Origin of the sequence: Alteromonas sp. DY56-G5, from assembly GCF_041414725.1 — a bacterium.
Lineage (GTDB): Bacteria > Pseudomonadota > Gammaproteobacteria > Enterobacterales > Alteromonadaceae > Alteromonas > Alteromonas macleodii.
Map to the genome: position 1 here is coordinate 48,532 of NZ_JANHZQ010000018.1, position 17,665 is coordinate 66,196.

Consider the following 17,665-nt stretch of genomic DNA (forward strand, 5'->3'; position numbering starts at 1 on the left):
TCCTTAAATCGCCAATTTCTCTACGCGTCGACCGCCCCATACTGCGTTAACAATAACGCGCGTAACAAGGATTGCGGTAAACATCGAGGTTGCTATACCAATCATCAGTGTAATCGAGAAGCCTTTAATTGGGCCTGTGCCCACGGCAAACAGGATTAAGCCTGCAATGAAGGTGGTAATGTTAGCATCTAGAATGGTAGAAAAAGCACTGTCGTAACCTTGATGAATGGCATGCTGTGGGCTGCGGCCATCACGTATCTCTTCTCGTATACGCTCAAAGATAAGCACGTTTGCATCTACCGCCATACCAACGGTCAGTACAATACCTGCCATACCCGGTAGCGTAAGCGTTGCACCAGGGATCATCGACATAATGCCCACAATCATAACTAGGTTTGTAATCAGAGCGATGTTCGCTACCACACCAAACGCTTTGTAGTAAATCAACATGAAAACAAGTACCGCTGCCAGACCATACATAATAGCCTGCATGCCCAGCTCAATGTTTTCTTTACCCAAGCTTGGTCCAACCGTACGCTCTTCAACAATTTGAATTGGCGCAATCAGTGCACCTGCGCGAAGTAGCAACGCTAAGTCACGGGCTTCTTTCGGTGAATCAAGACCTGTGATTTGGAACTTGCTACCCAGTTGCGCACGAATAGTCGCAACCGAGATAACTTGCTCGTGTTTTTCAAACACTAGCTTGCCGTCTTTGTTACGTTCGCCAGTCGACTTGTATTCGATAAACACCGTAGCCATTGGTTTACCAATATTGCCACGGGTTGAGCGAGACATCTTATTACCGCCTTCAGAATCAAGCGAGATATTTACGTTCGGAAGTCCGTACTCATCAACACCGCTATTCGCATCAATAATATGGCTCCCGGTAAGCATAATACGCTTTTCAAGCAGTTGTGGAATGCCTTGCTGGTCTTCAATCACTTGAGAGCCAGGAGGAACGCGGCCGTTCAATGCATCACGGATATCGTTCTTCTGATCTACCATGCGAAATTCTAGTGTTGCTGTGGCATTAAGAATCTCTTTCGCACGGGCGGTGTCTTGAATACCTGGAAGCTGCACAACAATGCGATCAGCACCTTGCTTTTGTACAAGCGGCTCAGCCACACCAAGTTGGTTTACACGATTACGAATAATGGTAATGTTTTGCTTAACCGCGTTGTCGCGAATTTCCTGAAGCTTGCTTTCAGCAAAAATAGCGCGAAGTGTTAAGTCATCCACCTGGTTAAAGGTAAGATCGCGACTTTGGTTACGCAAAAAGAACTCTGCCTTGTCTAGCGCATCTTCATCACGGAACGTAATGTCGATATGATCGTCAACCTGTTTTACACCGCGATAACGAATGCCTTCTTCACGCAGTGAAGTACGGAAACCACCCTCTGCGTCTTCTAGCGACTTAGCAATCACTTCGGTCATATCCACTTCCATCAAGAAGTGAACACCACCGCGAAGGTCAAGACCTAGCTTCATTGGCGCGCCACCTAGGCCTTCAAGCCATTCTGGCGTGTCAGGGGCAAGGTTCATAGCCACGTAGTAGTCATCACCAAGCGCCTTTTCAAGCGTTTCGCGCGTAACAAGCTGGGTGTCAGAATCCGAAACGCGAACTAATATTTGTTCGTTCTCAAATTCAACACGTTTTGGAGAGATATTCTTTTCACTTAGCGCGGCTTTTACTTGTTCCACAGTGGCGTCAGTTACCACAGCGTCACGGCCTGCTGAGATTTGTACGGCGTGATCTTCACCGTAAATGTTAGGAAGCGCATAAAGTGCACACATTGCAACCACAATGAGTGCACTCAGTACTTTCCAAATAGAGTTTTTGTTTAGCACTGGATAATCCTTTCGTGCCAGTACCGGGAAGCGTCCCGGCCCCGGCTTTTGTTACTTACAGTGACTTCATCGTGCCTTTAGGCAGCACAGCAGTTACTGAAGACTTCTGAACAACGATGTTGTTTGAATCGTTAAGTGCAACTTCAATGAAGTCTTTTTCTTCTGACACTTTAGTGATTTTTCCTACCAAACCACCTTGTGTTAACACTTCATCGCCTTTGCTAAGTGACGATACTAGGTTTTTATGCTCTTTTACACGCTTAGCCTGTGGACGGTAAAGCAAGAAGTAAAAGATTAAACCAAATACAGCTAGCATGATGATCATTTCCATGCCGCCACCTTGCGGCGCACCAGCAGACTGTGCGTAAGCGTTAGAGATAAATAGGCTCATAAAATTCCCCAAATATTATCGTTGTTATAGTGCCGGAACCGGCAACCCTTTTTGTTCATAAAATTCTTGTACAAACTCATCAAGCGTACCTGCGTCAATCGCATCGCGAAGACCCTGCATCACACGCTGATAGTAGCGAAGGTTATGGATGGTGTTTAAGCGCGCACCCAGGATTTCGTTACACTTGTCCAAATGATGTAGATAAGAGCGAGAATAGTTTTTACAAGTGTAGCAATCACAATTCTCATCTAATGGCGAGGTGTCGTTTCTGTGTTTCGCATTGCGAATCTTCACTACGCCTTCAGTCACAAACAGGTGACCGTTTCGGGCGTTACGCGTTGGCATTACACAGTCAAACATATCGATGCCGCGACGCACAGACTCTACCAAATCTTCAGGTTTACCCACGCCCATTAAATAGCGAGGTTTATCTTCCGGAATTTTAGGCGCGGTATGATCGATAATGCGGATCATATCTTCTTTCGGCTCACCTACTGAAAGACCACCAATGGCGTAACCGTCGAAGCCAATAGCTTCAAGGCCAGCAAGTGAAACGTCGCGCAGACCTTCGTACATACCGCCTTGAATGATACCAAACAGTGCTGCTGGGTTATCGCCATGGGCTTCTTTACTACGTTTGGCCCAACGTAGCGACATTTCCATTGAAACGCGCGCTTCTTGTTCAGTAGCGGGGTACGGCGTGCACTCATCAAAAATCATCACGATGTCAGAGCCCAAATCGCGCTGAACTTCCATCGATTTTTCAGGCGTAAGTAAGATCTTTTCGCCGTTTATCGGAGAGCGGAATGTTACACCTTCTTCGGTAATTTTACGCAAATCACCCAAGCTAAACACTTGGAAGCCACCCGAATCCGTAAGGATTGGCTTGTCCCAATTCATGAAGTCGTGCAGGTCGCCATGCTGGCGAATAATGCCTGTACCAGGACGAAGCATCAGGTGAAACGTGTTTCCAAGACAGATGTGTGCACCGCTGTCTTTTAATTCTTCAGGGGTCATTCCCTTAACAGTACCGTATGTACCTACGGGCATGAACGCTGGGGTTTCAACAACACCGCGTTCAAACACCAAACGACCGCGTCGTGCTCGGCCTTCGGTTTTTAACAACTCAAATTGCATGTGAAAGCATTCCCACTTTGTTGCGCTTTTGCGCTGGGTATAAAAATAAATTGGCGGCGATTATACCAGTAATTCGGCTGAGATCATGCCCCGTATCTATGTTTATCTGTAACTAAGCTAGAAAGGCCCGCAAAACACCGATTTAAACGCCTAATGTCCTCGGGCGAATGTGCTTAGGCGCGTTCAATAAACATAGAATCACCGTAGCTAAAGAATCGATATTCTTTCTCTATCGCTTCTTGATACGCCTTCATGACATTCTCTTTGCCAGCAAATGCGCTAATTAACATCATTAGCGTGGACTCTGGAAGGTGAAAATTGGTGAACATTGCGTCTACCACTTTAAACTCAAAACCAGGGTAGATAAAAATCTCAGTATCTTCGTTAAATGGCGCAATAACTTCCTCGTCACCGCGCTCTGCACTTGCCTTTGCCGCTGACTCCAAAGAGCGTACAGAGGTTGTACCCACTGCAATAACGCGTTTACCGTTGGCCTTTGTGGTTAGAACAGCGTCAACAACGTCTTGTGGTACTTCGGCGAACTCTGCGTGCATTTTGTGCTCTTGAATATTATCAACGCGCACAGGCTGGAATGTACCCGCGCCAACGTGCAAAGTTACAAAGGCCAAATTAACGCCTTTTTCTTTTAACGCAGCCAGTATTGCATCGTCAAAGTGTAGCCCTGCAGTAGGCGCCGCAACCGCGCCCGGCTTTTGATTGTAAACGGTTTGATAGCGCTCTTTGTCTGAACTTTCATCGGGACGGTCGATGTAAGGAGGTAGCGGCATGTGGCCATGGGCTTCTAGCAGCGTTAATACGGTCTCATCGTGGTCAAACTGTAAAATAAATAGCGCATCGTCTCGCCCTGTCACCGTAACATTCACTTTTTCTTCAAGAATAAGCGTAGTTCCAGGTTTAGGTGCCTTGCTCGCGCGAACATGCGCTAACGCTGTATTGTCTGACGTTATACGTTCGATCAGCACTTCAACCTGTCCGCCCGTTTCCTTTTTGCCCAGTAAACGTGCAGGAATAACCCGCGTATTATTAAACACCAAGAGGTCGCCTGGCTCTACAAATTTCAGCATGTCAGCGAACATCGTGTGCGCTACATTGCCAGTTTTCCCATCTAAATGTAACAAGCGACTCGCTGTACGTTGCTGAGTTGGGTATTTGGCGATAAGTTTTTCGGGTAGCTCGAAGCTAAAATCTGATAGTTTCATAAATACGACTAAATTACGGCATAAAAGTTAGACAAAAGTAGAATATTAAGTGTTATTTAAGTTGCAACTAAAGGCTAATAAAAATAGATTCACAGATGAAGCCAAAGTCAAAATAAAAACAAAAAACATTAATTATCAACAAATTAAAAATTAACGTATATTATAAAATAACTTTATATTGAACACTATACGTACAATTCAATTTATTAAATAGCACTTAACTCCTTAAACGGTTAAGATACCTACAGATAGTGATGATGTTCTCCCATAAACATTCCTTATCATTCGTACCCAGCACTTGCTGGGTATTTTTTTATCTGCTTATTTTCCCTGCCTACCGTCACTCATCGCAACGTTATTGCGAAGCTTCGATTCCTCTGCGCGGCAGGTTAGTTGAATATCGATATCTTATAAACGGCGGTATTTTACGCTGTTTATTGCTGAAGATCAGTTAAGATTTCCTCTAAAAGCGCCGCATCTAATGGACGCGCCTTCAACACGTACAAAATCTGCAGAAGTAAATCGGCGCCCATAATACCTTTATTTACCTTATTTCTAAGGTTATCTGCGCTTTGCTCCACGCCAATCTCTTCCAGCCTTTGGCTTAACGCTTGATATTTTATGCCGCGCACAGACATCTCAGATTTGACAACTCTTGCTACCGTTTGCCGCCACGCATTTTTAGCACCTTGCGTATTTCCAGTGTTCACACAGCCTCCAAAAACCACACAAATGTGATATATATTTTACAAAAACACACTTTTTTACACTTATAGCATGTATTTAATGTTGACGATTATGGCACAACAGGTCTACACTGCAAGTCTAGATATTGGCGAAGATGAAAATAGTCGTTACAGTAACTTCGGTGGTTAATACATCAAAGTATCTGTTTTTAATAAAGTGCAGTTGTATAACACACCACTTACACGACATTCATTTTCACAACTATCGCTTCAATAATTAAAGGAGAAAGGTATGAGCTGGGAACTGGAAAGCATCGAAGCCTTATTTAAAGAGCATGATGACTTTGTGGTAACACGTGAGGAAAACTGCTTACTTATTGCTAATCAAGACGGCATAGATGCCTGGCTTGCTATCAGCGGAGAGCAGATCTTAGTAGAGAGTCTTTTGTTTGCAGCGTCGGAAGTAAAAGATAAGCCAGCGCTAGATCATGAAATATTGTCTACTCATATGGTGTTCCCTTTGACCACGGTAGGCATTTCAAACATTGGTGGTGAAGAATACTACACTGCCTTTGGAGCGCTAAGTGCCCAGTCAAAAGCCGAAAGTATCGTTATTGAAGTGGAAACCCTGTTTCAGAATGTTGCATCTTTTTTAGATGCCTACGAAACACACCTTAACTAAAATTTACTTCTAAGGAGAAGCGAATGTCAGTGTGGAAAAAATTAGTAACTGCAGTAAAAGGTGGTGCAACCGAAGCTGCTCAATCTGTCGTAGACAGTCAGGCTATTCGAATTCTGGAACAAGAAATTAGAGAAGCCAAAGAAGAATTGCGTAAGTCAGACCATGCACGTACCCAAATCTTGGCAAAGTGTAAACTTTCTCAGCAAAAAGTGGATAGCTTCAATTCGTCAATTGCGGAATACGAAGCTCACGCGCGCAAGGCCATCGATAGCGACCGCCAACTCGCGCTAGACTGTGCGCAAAAGGTGTCTGAACTTAAAGAAGAACGAGACCAAGAACAAACATATCTTGATCAGTTCCAGCAGTCAGAAAAGCAGCTGGCACAAAATATCCAACAGGCGAAAGCGAATTTACGTCGCTTAGAGCAGCAAGTGGATATGGTAAAAGCCACTGAAAGCGTTCAGAAGGCGCAAGTAGCGGTTTCTTCACGCCACATGGGTGCGAATAGCAAAATGAAAACGGCGACAGAGTCACTGTCACGTATTCAAGATAAGCAAAAGATGCGCAATGCTGAGCTACAAGCAGCTGAAGAGCTAGCGAATAATGAATCGAGCAGCGATCTAGAAAAACGCTTAGCGGAAGCAGGCATCAAAGGGGGGAAAACCTCGGCCGATGACGAGCTAGCGCGAATTCTAGGCAAGTAAGTGAGAAAAATGGGAGCTACGCGCTCCCATTTTTAATTCTTGTTACAATAATTTCCTGCGTAAATTACCGTTAAGTAAAGCGCTAACCTAGACAAATCAAGTACTTCAAGGCAGAGTAAGGGCACGCATAACAAGGGCTGTTTCTTTTATGTCTCCATGGATAAAACTGCGAAAAATCATGCTGCAATATTTTGCAGAATCACGCTGGTACACTATTGTCGGTGCCACCGCCTTTTACGCAGTAACAAGCTATTGGCTACTTTACGCTGCAGACGAGCACGATTTAATTACCAACGCCGACTTTATTTACTGGCTGGCGGTCACCGCCTCTACAGTGGGCTATGGTGATTTATCTCCCGTCACGCCAGCGGGAAAACTGGTTGTAGCGCTTTACGTCATACCGCTTGGTTTGAGTATCTTCGCCATGGTAATTGGCCGGATTGCAGCTTGGGTTTCATTAACGTGGAAGAAAGGATTGTTGGGTATGAATAGCTTGATGCTAGATGAACATATCTTAGTAATTGGGTGGAATGAGCAGCGTACTATGCTGCTGCTTGATTTAATACTTCAAGAACGCGATGCCATGCCAGAGCGCCCCGATATTGTGCTGTGCGTGAAGGCCGATATCACTAATCCCATGCCTGGCGTGATTGAGTTCGTGAAGGTAGATTCGTTTAACAAAGACGAAGATATGGATCGCGCTTGCGTGTCCACCGCCCGAACTATTCTTATCGATAACCCACAAGACGATGTCACCATGACTACCGCGCTGTATTGTACTAAGCGTAATCCTGATGCACATCAGGTGGCTTATTTTGATGATGATAGCCTAGTCAGCTTACTTCAGGATCACTGCCCTAAAGTGGAGTGTACACCGAGCGTGGCAATAGAAATGTTAGTTAAAGCCGCTTTTGATCCTGGTTCAAGTATGCTTCATCACGACTTGCTGAGTATTGAAGAGGGCCAAGCGCAATTTTCAGTAAAAATCCCAGAAAGTAGCCACGCCATTTCTGTTGCTAAGTTATTTATTAATTTGAAACGTAAACACGATGCCATCTTTATTGGTTATGCGCCAAATGGCCTTGTGAAAGAAATGGTGGTAAACCCACCGTTGGACGTTACGTTAAACCCGGGCGACACTTTGTTCTACATTGCTGAGCGCCGCATTAACGCAATTAACTGGTCTTCCCTAGACGCTGATTAAGAGGCGTAAACATGTTTAGTAAATTATTTAAAAAATCAGAACCTAAAAAACCTAAGTCGCCAGAAATAATGGGGCTTTATTTAGGTGGCTCTTTCGAGTTAGATAACTTGAAACTTTCGCTATTAGAACCTGAGCTCACTATTGAAGGCGCAGCCCGTTCTCAATTAATTCAAGCGGTAGGTGAAGCCCCCTTAGATACAGGTGGCACTCTGCTTCGCTTTTACACCGACGACGATGGATTTTTACAGGTGGTCACCGACGGCGGCTTGTCTGAGAATCACATTACCGATGTTAAGCTGTGGCACTTTTATGAAACGAAAACCATTGGTAATACTGCTCAGTGGAACGAATGCTTGAAAAACGTTATCAGCCAGCCCACCTATGAGCTTGACGGCAAGGTCTATACCCGCGTGTGGGGGGCAGTGGGCGATGAGTCACCGCCTGTTGCCGTCACTGAAACTACCTATGAAGAAGATGGTGATGTGAGTACCACCGATCAGTTTATGATGCTGTATGAACGCCCAATCAGTAATGACAGAGTTGAAACCCTGCTTGTTGTGGGTGAAGAAAAGCAAGTAGGTAATAATTTAGATAGATGTTTGGTGATTTCAACGGGGTTTGATGTTGAACCTGCAGATATCACTATAAACGGTTAATAAAAGGGAATAACTATGGATACGATCATGCAATCTTTGGCTGGCCTGGATAACTTTGCGCTTTACTTCGGCTTGTCGATTGTTTTTTTGTTTATCTTCAAATTGGTGTACGCCTTGGTCACACCTCACGATGAATGGAAGCTGGTAAAAGAAGAGAAAAACGTTGCCGCTGCCATCGGCTTTGGTGGTGCTATAATCGGTTTTGCTATCGCCCTTGGCAGCGCAGCTTCAAACTCGGTTGCTGTAGTAGATTTTGCTATTTGGGCGCTTGTTGCTGTGATTGCACAATCCCTAGCGTTTGCCATTTTGCGTTTCAGCTTTATGCCGAAAATCGCTGAGCGCATAAACAATAACGAAGTTTCTGCGGGTGTTATGCTTGCCAGCATGTCTATTGCCGTAGGCTTACTCAATGCCGCTTGCATGACCTATTAAGGGGGCAGCGATGACTGATAAACGAAACACTCAGCTTGATGTTGTTGATAGCGTGCAAGGTGAGAAGCCCGCATTAAAACGCACCAAACATATTGACCTTGGTCGCATGCGCAAAGGTTTTAGCGTGAAGCCTTTAGCATTGGGTGTGGCCAGCGTTATTTTAAGTGGTTGTGGCGGCGAAAAAGAAGACGCCACCATTTACACCTCGCTAGAAGACTGTAAACAGGATTTTCCTGATGCAGTAGAGCGTTGTGAAGCTGCCTACCAGACAGCGGTCGACGAGGCCATGCGCACCAGTCCGCGCTTTAGCTCTGAGTACGACTGCGAACATGAATTTGGGCCTAACCAGTGCCAATATGTGAATAATAGTAGCGGCAGCTTTTTCATGCCGTTCATGGCAGGCTACATGGTGAGCTCTCTGCTATCGCCAAATCGCTATTACTCACAGCCCTTATATACTTCCTATTCATATAATTCACCGTTTCGTTCACGCTGGATAACGGCAGACGGCTATGTGTTCGACGGTGACATTCGCAAAAGAAAATATCGCGTAAACAAAGACGTTTATAAGCCTAAGCCTACCGTGAACCGTACAATGAAACGAGGCGGGTTTGGTAGCAGCGTTCGTGCAAAATCGTCTTGGGGTAGCAGCAGCCGTAAAGGCGGCTGGGGCGGATAACTATGTTTAGAATGCCTTGCCAGCCTCGCAAAGGCTGGCAGCAGTTGGCTAACGAGTTTGGTTTTCATTTCCACACCATGTATGGCGAGCCGTATTGGGATGAAAGTGCCTACTACCAATTCACGCTAGCGCAAATTGAAAACGACATTGAAGACCCCACAGCCGAGCTACATCAAATGTGCTTGGCAGTGACCGAAGATGTGGTTAATAGTGAGGAATTACTTACTCGTTTTCGGATCCCAGAGCAACATTGGGACTTAGTAAGAAACAGCTGGCAGGAAAGAGCCCCCAGTTTGTATTCACGCCTTGACCTTGTCTACAGTGGCAAAGGGCCAGCTAAGCTGCTAGAAAACAATGCAGATACGCCCACCAGCTTGTATGAATCTGGGTTCTGGCAATGGCTGTGGCTTTCACAAAATGTGGATGCCGGCAAACTAGCCCTGCACGCTGATCAGTTCAATAGCTTGCAAGAAAAATTAGTTCATCGCTTTCGCGAAATAGCATTGCACTACAACATTAATCAACTGCACATGGCGTGTTGTAAAGATACCGTAGAAGACCGCGGAACAGTGCAGTACCTACAAGACTGCGCTACAGAGGCCGGGCTTTTAGCTGACTTCGTTTTTATTGAAGACATTGGGTTGGCGGACACGGGCGTTTTTACCGATCTTCAAGACGCGCCAATTACCGACTGCTTCAAGCTTTATCCTTGGGAGTTTATGCTGCGCGAAGAGTTTGGCGATGTGTTAGAAGATGCCCAAGTTAATTGGATAGAGCCCCCATGGAAATCGATAATTTCCAATAAAGCCTTGCTTCCTCAGCTTTGGAAGAAATTTGAAGGCCACCCTAACCTGCTTCCCGCTTATTTTTCAGATGAAAAAAACACAAACACACTATCAGGAAAGTGGATTAAAAAGCCTCTGTTTTCTAGGGAAGGCGCGAATGTTTCTATCATTGAAGGTGGAATTGAGAATAAGCTTAGCGATGGTCCTTACGGCGAAGAAGGCTATATTGTTCAAGCATTTGAACCTTTACCCGTTTTTGAAGGTAACCATACACTCATAGGTAGTTGGTTGGTAGATGACATGCCAGCAGGTATTTCAGTAAGAGAAGATGCATCTGCTATTACCCAAGATCTCTCTCGCTACCTTCCTCATATTATTTTGTAATCTACTTTAGGGGCGTTCGATGAAGCCGCTTTCTTTCCAAATTCGCGTTCTGCTGACGCTAGGTGCATTGTTAATAGTCATAGAAGTAGCAAACTTACTCACCGGCAATGCACTTAATCAGTTTGGTGTAGTGCCTCGCACACTGTCAACCTTGCCATATATATTCACAGCCCCTTTCCTTCATGGTACACCCACGCATTTGATGGCTAACTTGGTGCCTCTTTTGCTGTTCATGTGGCTTACTATGCAGTGGGGAAAACGCACGTTTCTTATCGCTACGCTAAGCGCACTGCTTATAGGTGGTTTGGGCGTGTGGCTGTTCGGTAGAAGCGCTACGCATATTGGCGCGAGCGGCATGGTATATGGCTACTTCGGCTTCCTCGTGCTAGCAGGGTTTAGAAGTAACAAAGTGCGGTATTTGCTTATTTCACTAGTAGTTGCAGCGCTATACGGAGGAATGCTGGTTGGTGTGCTTCCCACATCTAAATTTATTTCCTTTGAATATCATCTGTTTGGCTTTATTGGTGGCTTATTTGCCGCATGGCACTGGGCACGCTAATTAGTTTACGTATAATTAGCCTCAAGATAAGACGTTGTAATTAGATATGTCAGCAGTACAAGAACCTACACAAAAAAACCAAGGCTTTTTCGGCAACCTCGCGTTTAACATTGTTATTCCTGTGGTGCTAATGAGCTATGCAAGTTCGGAAGATTACCTAGGCCCTGCGTGGAGCATTGTGGCGGCACTCAGCTTTCCTATTGGTTATGGCCTATGGGATTTAAAAGAGTCGGGAAAGGTCAACGGCTTTTCTATTTTAGGCATTATCAGCGTACTACTTACCGGCGGGTTTAGCTTACTTAAACTGCCTGCCGAGTATATTGCGATAAAAGAAGCCGCTATCCCAGGCATTATCGGTATTGCTGTACTGGTAACCCAATACTCCAATAAACCCTTGGTCAAAATGCTAATTTTGAACGACCAAATCATAAACTGGCCACACCTAAACCAAGTTCTTGATGCGAAAGGAAAACAGAGCGAGTTTAAAAAGAAAGTCGCGGTTAGCTCTTACATCGTAGCGAGTTCGTTTTTCCTCTCTTCTGCACTAAATTATATCTTGGCAAAAATGATATTGGTCAGTGAGCCGGGCACTACGGCATACACTGAAGAACTTGGCCGAATGACTGCGCTTAGCTACCCAGTTATTGTGATCCCGAGCATGATTTTGCTTATTGCAGCGCTCTGGTATTTGTTTGCTCAAATCAAAAAAATTACTGGCGAAGAACTCGATAACTTTATCAATCAGTAAAAAGATAATCGATAAGGGGCTTAACGCCCCTTTTTGTATTTAACATGCCCTTCCCTACGACTGAAGCTATTAAATATTTTGTAATTTAGGCGACTAAAGCATTTTCCTGAAACGCAGAAGAATACTAGCCATTAAATTTCCGCACCGCTTTTAACCAAAAAGCGTGGGTATTACGTATACTCTCAAATATAAAAATAACCCGTTCTATTAGAACATGTAGGCGCTAATTGAAGGCGCGCATAGCTCCTCTAGCATTACGCCATAAGCGCTGCTAATTGCGTATAGCGTATTGCATGCATTCTCGCTCCTTCATGTTCACACTAAGACGGTTCAATACAAAACGGCGAATTATGCTGACAATAAAAGACTTAAAGAAATCTTTTTCAAAGACAGGGGCTCCGCTCATCAACAACCTTAACCTTACCGTAAAGACAGGTGAATCGGTGAGTATTCAGGGGGCTTCTGGCTGCGGTAAATCTACCTTGCTGTCGCTTATTGCTGGGTTTGAGACGCCCGACGGTGGAGATATTTCGGTAAATGGATTGTCGATTGCTGGCAATAGCAAACTCGATAATACATTTAAAGCGAAGGATATTGATAATTTTCGCAAACAGCATTTAGGTATTGTGTTTCAAAGCTTCAATTTATTCGACTGCTTTAATGCGTGGGACAACATTGCCTTTACTGCAAGGCTAAAAGGTAATGTAGATAACGACTACCAATTAGCGTTAATGGAGCAGCTTGGGATATTACCCCTAGCGCAAAAGCCGCTAAGTCAGTTATCTGGCGGTGAACAGCAGCGCTGTGCCATTGCTAGAGCACTTGTACATCGCCCCTCGCTTATCTTGGCCGACGAACCCACCGGCAATTTAGACGAAACCACTAGCGAAACCGTGTCTGACTTACTCTTTAAAACTTGTAAAGAGGCCAATACTTCTCTTGTTGTGGTAACTCATAGCCAAGACGTCGCAGTAAAAGCAGACGCCGCTTTGCGACTACATAAAGGGGTATTAGAGAGTGTGAAATATAAAACTAAAGAACAAACCTTATCTTCACCAGTAGCAGCAAGCTAATTACAGGTAAAAAACGTTAGCGATAAGCGCCCTGTGAAAAAGACACCGAAAACAGCAAGTAGGAAAATAACGTGCTACGCACTCTACTGTTAACACTTTCTAGCTTACTTGCAATGGCAAGGCACAGGCCGTGGGAGCCATTGCTCATTATGGCCGCAATTATACTGGCCAATGCTGGCTTGGTTACCGTTTTGCTTATAAACGAAGGCGCCACACAAGGTGAACTATTACAGTCGAAGCAAGGGCTTACCTTGGGTAGTATCATCACCCCAGCAGACAGCAGAGATCGCTTTACACAAAGCGATTATGCCACGCTTCGCAAGCAGGGGTTTACCCAGCTTATTGCGATAGCTGAACGAGACATCACCCTATCGTGCAATGCCAGCAATCCCACAACAACTCTCACATTACTTGGTGTTGATACTCAGCCTCTTTTAGGAAGTGCATTTAGAAAGAGAGGTTTTGAAGCGCCTGCCCAAAACGATAGCGCTCTTTCGCTTTCCTATTTATCGCAAAATGCGAAGAATTTTAGTGAAATGGAAAACCAGCAGACGCCAGCGGGACGCGAATTGCGCTCAAATTCTGGGGGCGACTTCGCTGTAAATGGGCTTATTCACCCCTTAACGAACGCAAAACTGGCCTGTCACGACACGCTCAATGAAATCCATAGAAAATCCGCGCCAAGTCCCTATTGGCCTGCAACGGTAAGCGCGTATGTGAGCAGCTTTGCTCCGCAAAATGCAATTTTGATCTCTATCGATGAGTTTTACAGAGGCGGGGTAACGATTGAGAATGATGAACCTGTTAAGCCTGTTATTCCTGACAATGCTAAACGCGCGCAAGAGAAACAAGCAAAGCAACAGAAAGCTTACGTCCCACTTTCCGGGTTTATTGCACTTTCACCGCTATCACAGCAGCATTTAACCCAAATAGAAGCCCTACTTGGAATACCTGTAAAGCAAACCACTAGCAATACAGACAATGACACCGGTTCCTTGCCAGATAGTTTTAGACTAAATCTTTGGGCGATGAGTGGACTGATGGGCGGTGTGGCGCTTTTTATAGTATTAAACGCGCTAAACTTGATGTACCGCACGCGGCTACCCAATATCATTCGTTTACGGCAGCTGGGCATATCTCAGCGAATTTTAAGCATTGCCCTATTCACCGAGTTGCTTGTTTACTGCGTAATAAGTATTCCAATTGGCATGTTCATCGGTTTTCACGCTGCGTCATGGTTGTCACCTGTGATAAACGGTACATTTACGTCGTTGTTTAACGCCGTATTTGTTAACCCAGACGTTAATCTGCTTTTCACCTTCGGCTTCGCATTAACAACGACTTTTATATCGCTAGTTGTTTTTTCGTTAGTTTCTATAGTTAAGCTTTCAAATGCCCTAACCGTAGCGCCTGTCAAAAAAGAAAATGCGTTAGGCCAATTTGCCGTAGGTCTTATCTCATTATGTGCCCTACTACTGTTATTTATCGCTGAGGGGTTCGTATCTTCTACTGCTTCAGCACTTTTCTTTGTTGCACTGTTACTCCTTACCAGCTGCGCGCTTATTCTTCTTTGGTTACCTATTTTCTCTAAGCTACTGACTAGATTTGTACCAAGACAGTGGCCCGTGTTTCACTACGTCATTGCTAATATGCATTTACTGTCTAGCAAAACCCGTCTCGCCGTTTGTGCATTCTTTATAGCGCTAACCGCAAATATTGGTATGAATACCATGACGGACAGCTTTCGAGACGCCACTGAACAATGGTTAACGCAAAGGCTTTACGCGCCTTTCTATCTGTACACCGACGCGCCACTTAGTCGTATCGAAACGTTATCTACCAAATCGTTACCTCTGCTTGCTTTAACTCCTTTACTTAAGGCAGAGGGAGCTGTTATTGGCTCACATGCTCAAGAAGAGACACATAAAGAGATACGTAAAGCGACACGTGAAGTCAGTAACAGCTCGCCCACTTACGTTTCTATCAGTAGCTACCCCGTTCACCAAAATGGTAAAAAGGCGCTTGTTCTCGATGATGTAATAAACAACGACCTCAACACAGTGTGGCGTGATTTTACAGAAGGGAAAGGGGTATTCATCAATCAGCAATTAGCGTTTGCCCTTAACGCTAAGTTAGGACACGCGCTAGATATAGAAAATATTCGCCTTCGTAAAACTGCGAATTCAAGTTCTCCGGCGGTTAATACATCTAACGAGGAGTATAGCTCGCCACAAGATAAAACTACTGACCCAACACAAGGCTCACAAAGCAGTTCGTCGAACTCAAACGTATTTGCAGCGACGCCTCAATGGAAAGTACTGGGTATTTATCCCGACTACGGTAACCTGAACGGGCAAATATTAGTGCCTCTTCCCTCATTTAATCGAAACGATGTCCTTATCAGGGATCAACTTTTTTCCGGTGTAGTGGCTATTTACCCAGAGCCGCCTATTGAGACTAACGTGATAGGCGACAACAAACAAAGCACCTATGGAAAGGACATCCTCGAACAGCAGCTAAAATCACAGTTAGGGGAACACCGCGAAATTGCCCTTTATACCCGACAAGCGCTGTTAGATACCTCTATGCAGACCTTTGATCGTACCTTTGTATTAACCGACGGCCTTAACATTACCACCCTATTGGTTGCGGGCGTCGCCTTCGCTGTTTCGCTGACGGTACTAACCATAGGCAGCGCAGCGCAGTTATCTGTATTGCGTGCCCTTGGCGTTAGTCAGCTTAAAGTAAAAGCATCCCTGTTTGCGCAATATCTGCTGCTTTGTTTTATCTCAGCCTTGCTCGCCATTCCTTTTGGCGTGTACTTGGCCTATGTCTTTATTCAACAAGTAAACCGGCATGCATTTAACTGGGTGTACCCGCTTTCAATTAATGCAGAGGTTATTCTCTCTAGCGTGGGGTTATCGCTGCTTATCGTTTCACTGGTGCTGTTGTTACCTTTAGGAAAACTTAAGCCGAAAATTGATTTAAGGCAGGAAGTTCAGCTATGACAAACCAATTACGTAGCACCAACACCTCGTTTTTGCGATTTAAAGCCAACATCTTTTTAGTACTTGTAGCTATTTGTTTCACGTTGAATGCATGTACTGAAAACCCAAAAGATGAAAACGAAACTCTGGGAACCTCCACGCCAAAGGGCTTTTTTGGAAACATGCAGTCGAGCGACGCCTTCACGCCAGTAAAGCGGGGCAATACTGTTGAATTACCGCGCGATCACATGAGTCATCCCGATTTTCAGTTAGAGTGGTGGTACCTCACGTTTGTGTTAAGCGCTGAAGACGGGCAAAAATTCGGCCTTCAATATACGCTTTTTCGTTTCAATACTGAGCTAAATGCCCCTCAAAGCGCTAAGGCTAATGCTAATGCTGAAAATAGTGCTGAAGTTAACGCCAAAAGTAAATCCGAAAGTAGTGCCGAAACTAGTGCTAGTCATAGCTCTGAAGATAACCTCCATACTAACGCCAACAACCATATCGCAAAAAACTGGAGCAATGGCCAGCAGTGGATGGGACATGCTTCGCTGCACACCGCTGAACAGCATTATTTCGAAGAACGATTCGCAAGCGGTGGCGTAGGTAATGCCTATGTGAATCAACAACCCTTTACGACAGTGATTGACGATTGGGTTTGGAAAGCGGCACAGGCGAAGGTCCAAACAGGTGCGGAAAGCAAAGCCATGTTCCCGTCCGTGTTAAAAGTCGCTTTTGGGCAAAGCAGCACGCATCATCCGGTCAAAATAAATGGAAAAATCCCCGCTACCGCTGCAGACAGACTATTAAAATTAAATAATGCGCCGGGCGTTAGCGCCGTCAAAGTCTCGATTAACCTAAACACGTCTGGTCCTTTCATCAAACAGGGGGATAACGGCTACAGCATAAAAACACAAGACGAACGCCTTCGCTCCTACTATTACAGCCAGCCGTTCATTAACGCGGAAGGTACGTTAAACATAGAGGGCAATAGCGTAAAAGTTGCGGGTAAAGGCTGGTTTGATCACGAATGGACGAGCCACCTAGCCAACAGTGAAGCCATGGGATGGGATTGGTTTTCGCTGCATTTAGACGATGGAAGTAAATTGATGGCGTTTCGCATGCACGCCATGAATGAAAACATGAAAAATAGCACAAGCAAACACAGCGAAATATTCACAACCGCTAGCTATATAGCGGAAAATGGCACGAAAGAAACTATCGACCAAGCCAACGTATCAATTACGCCAACGGCCTATGAAACAATCAACGAGGGAGAGTCGGCTCGCTCTGTTCCCACCGCTTGGCGTATTCAAATACCAGAAAAAGATATCGACCTATCCATTCGCCCGTTCAAGGAAAGCCAATGGAATAACAGCTTATTTCCCTATTATGAAGGGCGAGTGGATATAAAAGGCTCCCATTCAGGGAGCGGCTTTATGGAATTGACAGGCTACTAAGGCCTGTTGACCTTTGATATACAGCGAAGC

17 protein-coding genes are annotated in these 17,665 nt (G+C 44.9%); 12 read left to right on the forward strand and 5 right to left on the reverse strand.

Annotated elements, in window-relative coordinates:
* Positions 1-3 precede the first annotated feature (3 nt).
* The 5 genes from secD to NO989_RS10870 form a co-directional block, all read right to left on the reverse strand.
* Positions 4-1,848 (reverse strand): protein translocase subunit SecD, encoded by a 1,845-nt coding sequence (gene secD / locus NO989_RS10850; RefSeq protein ID WP_014950187.1) that lies wholly within the window; start codon positions 1,846-1,848, stop codon positions 4-6.
* Between the two features lie 55 nt (positions 1,849-1,903).
* Positions 1,904-2,239, reverse strand: coding sequence for a preprotein translocase subunit YajC (gene yajC / locus NO989_RS10855; RefSeq protein WP_014999069.1), 336 nt, complete (start codon positions 2,237-2,239; stop codon positions 1,904-1,906).
* Positions 2,240-2,263: 24 nt separating this feature from the next.
* Positions 2,264-3,376 (reverse strand): tRNA guanosine(34) transglycosylase Tgt, encoded by a 1,113-nt coding sequence (tgt, locus tag NO989_RS10860; protein ID WP_014950189.1) that lies wholly within the window; start codon positions 3,374-3,376, stop codon positions 2,264-2,266.
* 173 nt (positions 3,377-3,549) lie between these two features.
* The gene (gene queA / locus NO989_RS10865; RefSeq protein ID WP_014950190.1) at positions 3,550-4,596 is read right to left on the reverse strand and encodes a tRNA preQ1(34) S-adenosylmethionine ribosyltransferase-isomerase QueA; all 1,047 of its coding nucleotides are present in this window, start codon (positions 4,594-4,596) and stop codon (positions 3,550-3,552) included.
* 434 nt (positions 4,597-5,030) lie between these two features.
* The gene (locus tag NO989_RS10870) at positions 5,031-5,306 is read right to left on the reverse strand and encodes a DUF6471 domain-containing protein (protein WP_371342516.1); all 276 of its coding nucleotides are present in this window, start codon (positions 5,304-5,306) and stop codon (positions 5,031-5,033) included.
* Positions 5,307-5,574: 268 nt separating this feature from the next.
* Between NO989_RS10870 and NO989_RS10875 the strand changes: the two genes are divergently transcribed.
* The 12 genes from NO989_RS10875 to NO989_RS10930 all read left to right on the forward strand — a co-directional run bounded on the left by NO989_RS10875 (position 5,575) and on the right by NO989_RS10930 (position 17,635).
* Positions 5,575-5,964: a DUF2170 family protein gene (locus NO989_RS10875; RefSeq protein ID WP_014950192.1), complete on the forward strand. Its 390-nt coding sequence runs from the start codon at positions 5,575-5,577 to the stop codon at positions 5,962-5,964.
* 23 nt (positions 5,965-5,987) lie between these two features.
* On the forward strand, positions 5,988-6,668 hold the full coding sequence (locus tag NO989_RS10880; RefSeq protein WP_014950193.1) for a PspA/IM30 family protein: 681 nt from the start codon (positions 5,988-5,990) through the stop codon (positions 6,666-6,668).
* Positions 6,669-6,816: 148 nt separating this feature from the next.
* Complete coding sequence (locus NO989_RS10885; protein ID WP_170826512.1) at positions 6,817-7,872, forward strand: potassium channel family protein; 1,056 nt, start codon at positions 6,817-6,819, stop codon at positions 7,870-7,872.
* An 11-nt stretch (positions 7,873-7,883) separates the two neighbouring features.
* Positions 7,884-8,528 carry a YjfK family protein gene (locus NO989_RS10890; RefSeq protein ID WP_014979843.1) on the forward strand — a complete coding sequence of 215 codons (645 nt, stop codon included), beginning with the start codon at positions 7,884-7,886 and terminating at the stop codon, positions 8,526-8,528.
* 15 nt (positions 8,529-8,543) lie between these two features.
* Positions 8,544-8,960: a DUF350 domain-containing protein gene (locus NO989_RS10895; RefSeq protein WP_014950196.1), complete on the forward strand. Its 417-nt coding sequence runs from the start codon at positions 8,544-8,546 to the stop codon at positions 8,958-8,960.
* A 10-nt stretch (positions 8,961-8,970) separates the two neighbouring features.
* Complete coding sequence (locus NO989_RS10900) at positions 8,971-9,639, forward strand: DUF1190 family protein (RefSeq protein WP_014977050.1); 669 nt, start codon at positions 8,971-8,973, stop codon at positions 9,637-9,639.
* Positions 9,640-9,641: 2 nt separating this feature from the next.
* Positions 9,642-10,808 (forward strand): glutathionylspermidine synthase family protein, encoded by a 1,167-nt coding sequence (locus NO989_RS10905; protein WP_252118801.1) that lies wholly within the window; start codon positions 9,642-9,644, stop codon positions 10,806-10,808.
* Between the two features lie 19 nt (positions 10,809-10,827).
* On the forward strand, positions 10,828-11,367 hold the full coding sequence (locus NO989_RS10910; protein WP_014950199.1) for a rhomboid family intramembrane serine protease: 540 nt from the start codon (positions 10,828-10,830) through the stop codon (positions 11,365-11,367).
* A 46-nt stretch (positions 11,368-11,413) separates the two neighbouring features.
* A complete protein-coding gene (locus tag NO989_RS10915) occupies positions 11,414-12,115 on the forward strand; it encodes a VC0807 family protein (protein WP_014950200.1) in 702 nt (233 codons plus the stop codon).
* Positions 12,116-12,465: 350 nt separating this feature from the next.
* Positions 12,466-13,188 carry an ABC transporter ATP-binding protein gene (locus NO989_RS10920; protein WP_187446141.1) on the forward strand — a complete coding sequence of 241 codons (723 nt, stop codon included), beginning with the start codon at positions 12,466-12,468 and terminating at the stop codon, positions 13,186-13,188.
* A gap of 71 nt (positions 13,189-13,259) precedes the next feature.
* Positions 13,260-16,196, forward strand: coding sequence for an FtsX-like permease family protein (locus tag NO989_RS10925; protein ID WP_371342517.1), 2,937 nt, complete (start codon positions 13,260-13,262; stop codon positions 16,194-16,196).
* Positions 16,193-17,635, forward strand: a complete 1,443-nt coding sequence (locus NO989_RS10930; protein WP_371342518.1) for a lipocalin-like domain-containing protein — start codon at positions 16,193-16,195, stop codon at positions 17,633-17,635. Before NO989_RS10925 ends, NO989_RS10930 begins: the two co-directional genes overlap by 4 nt.
* Positions 17,636-17,665: the final 30 nt, after the last annotated feature.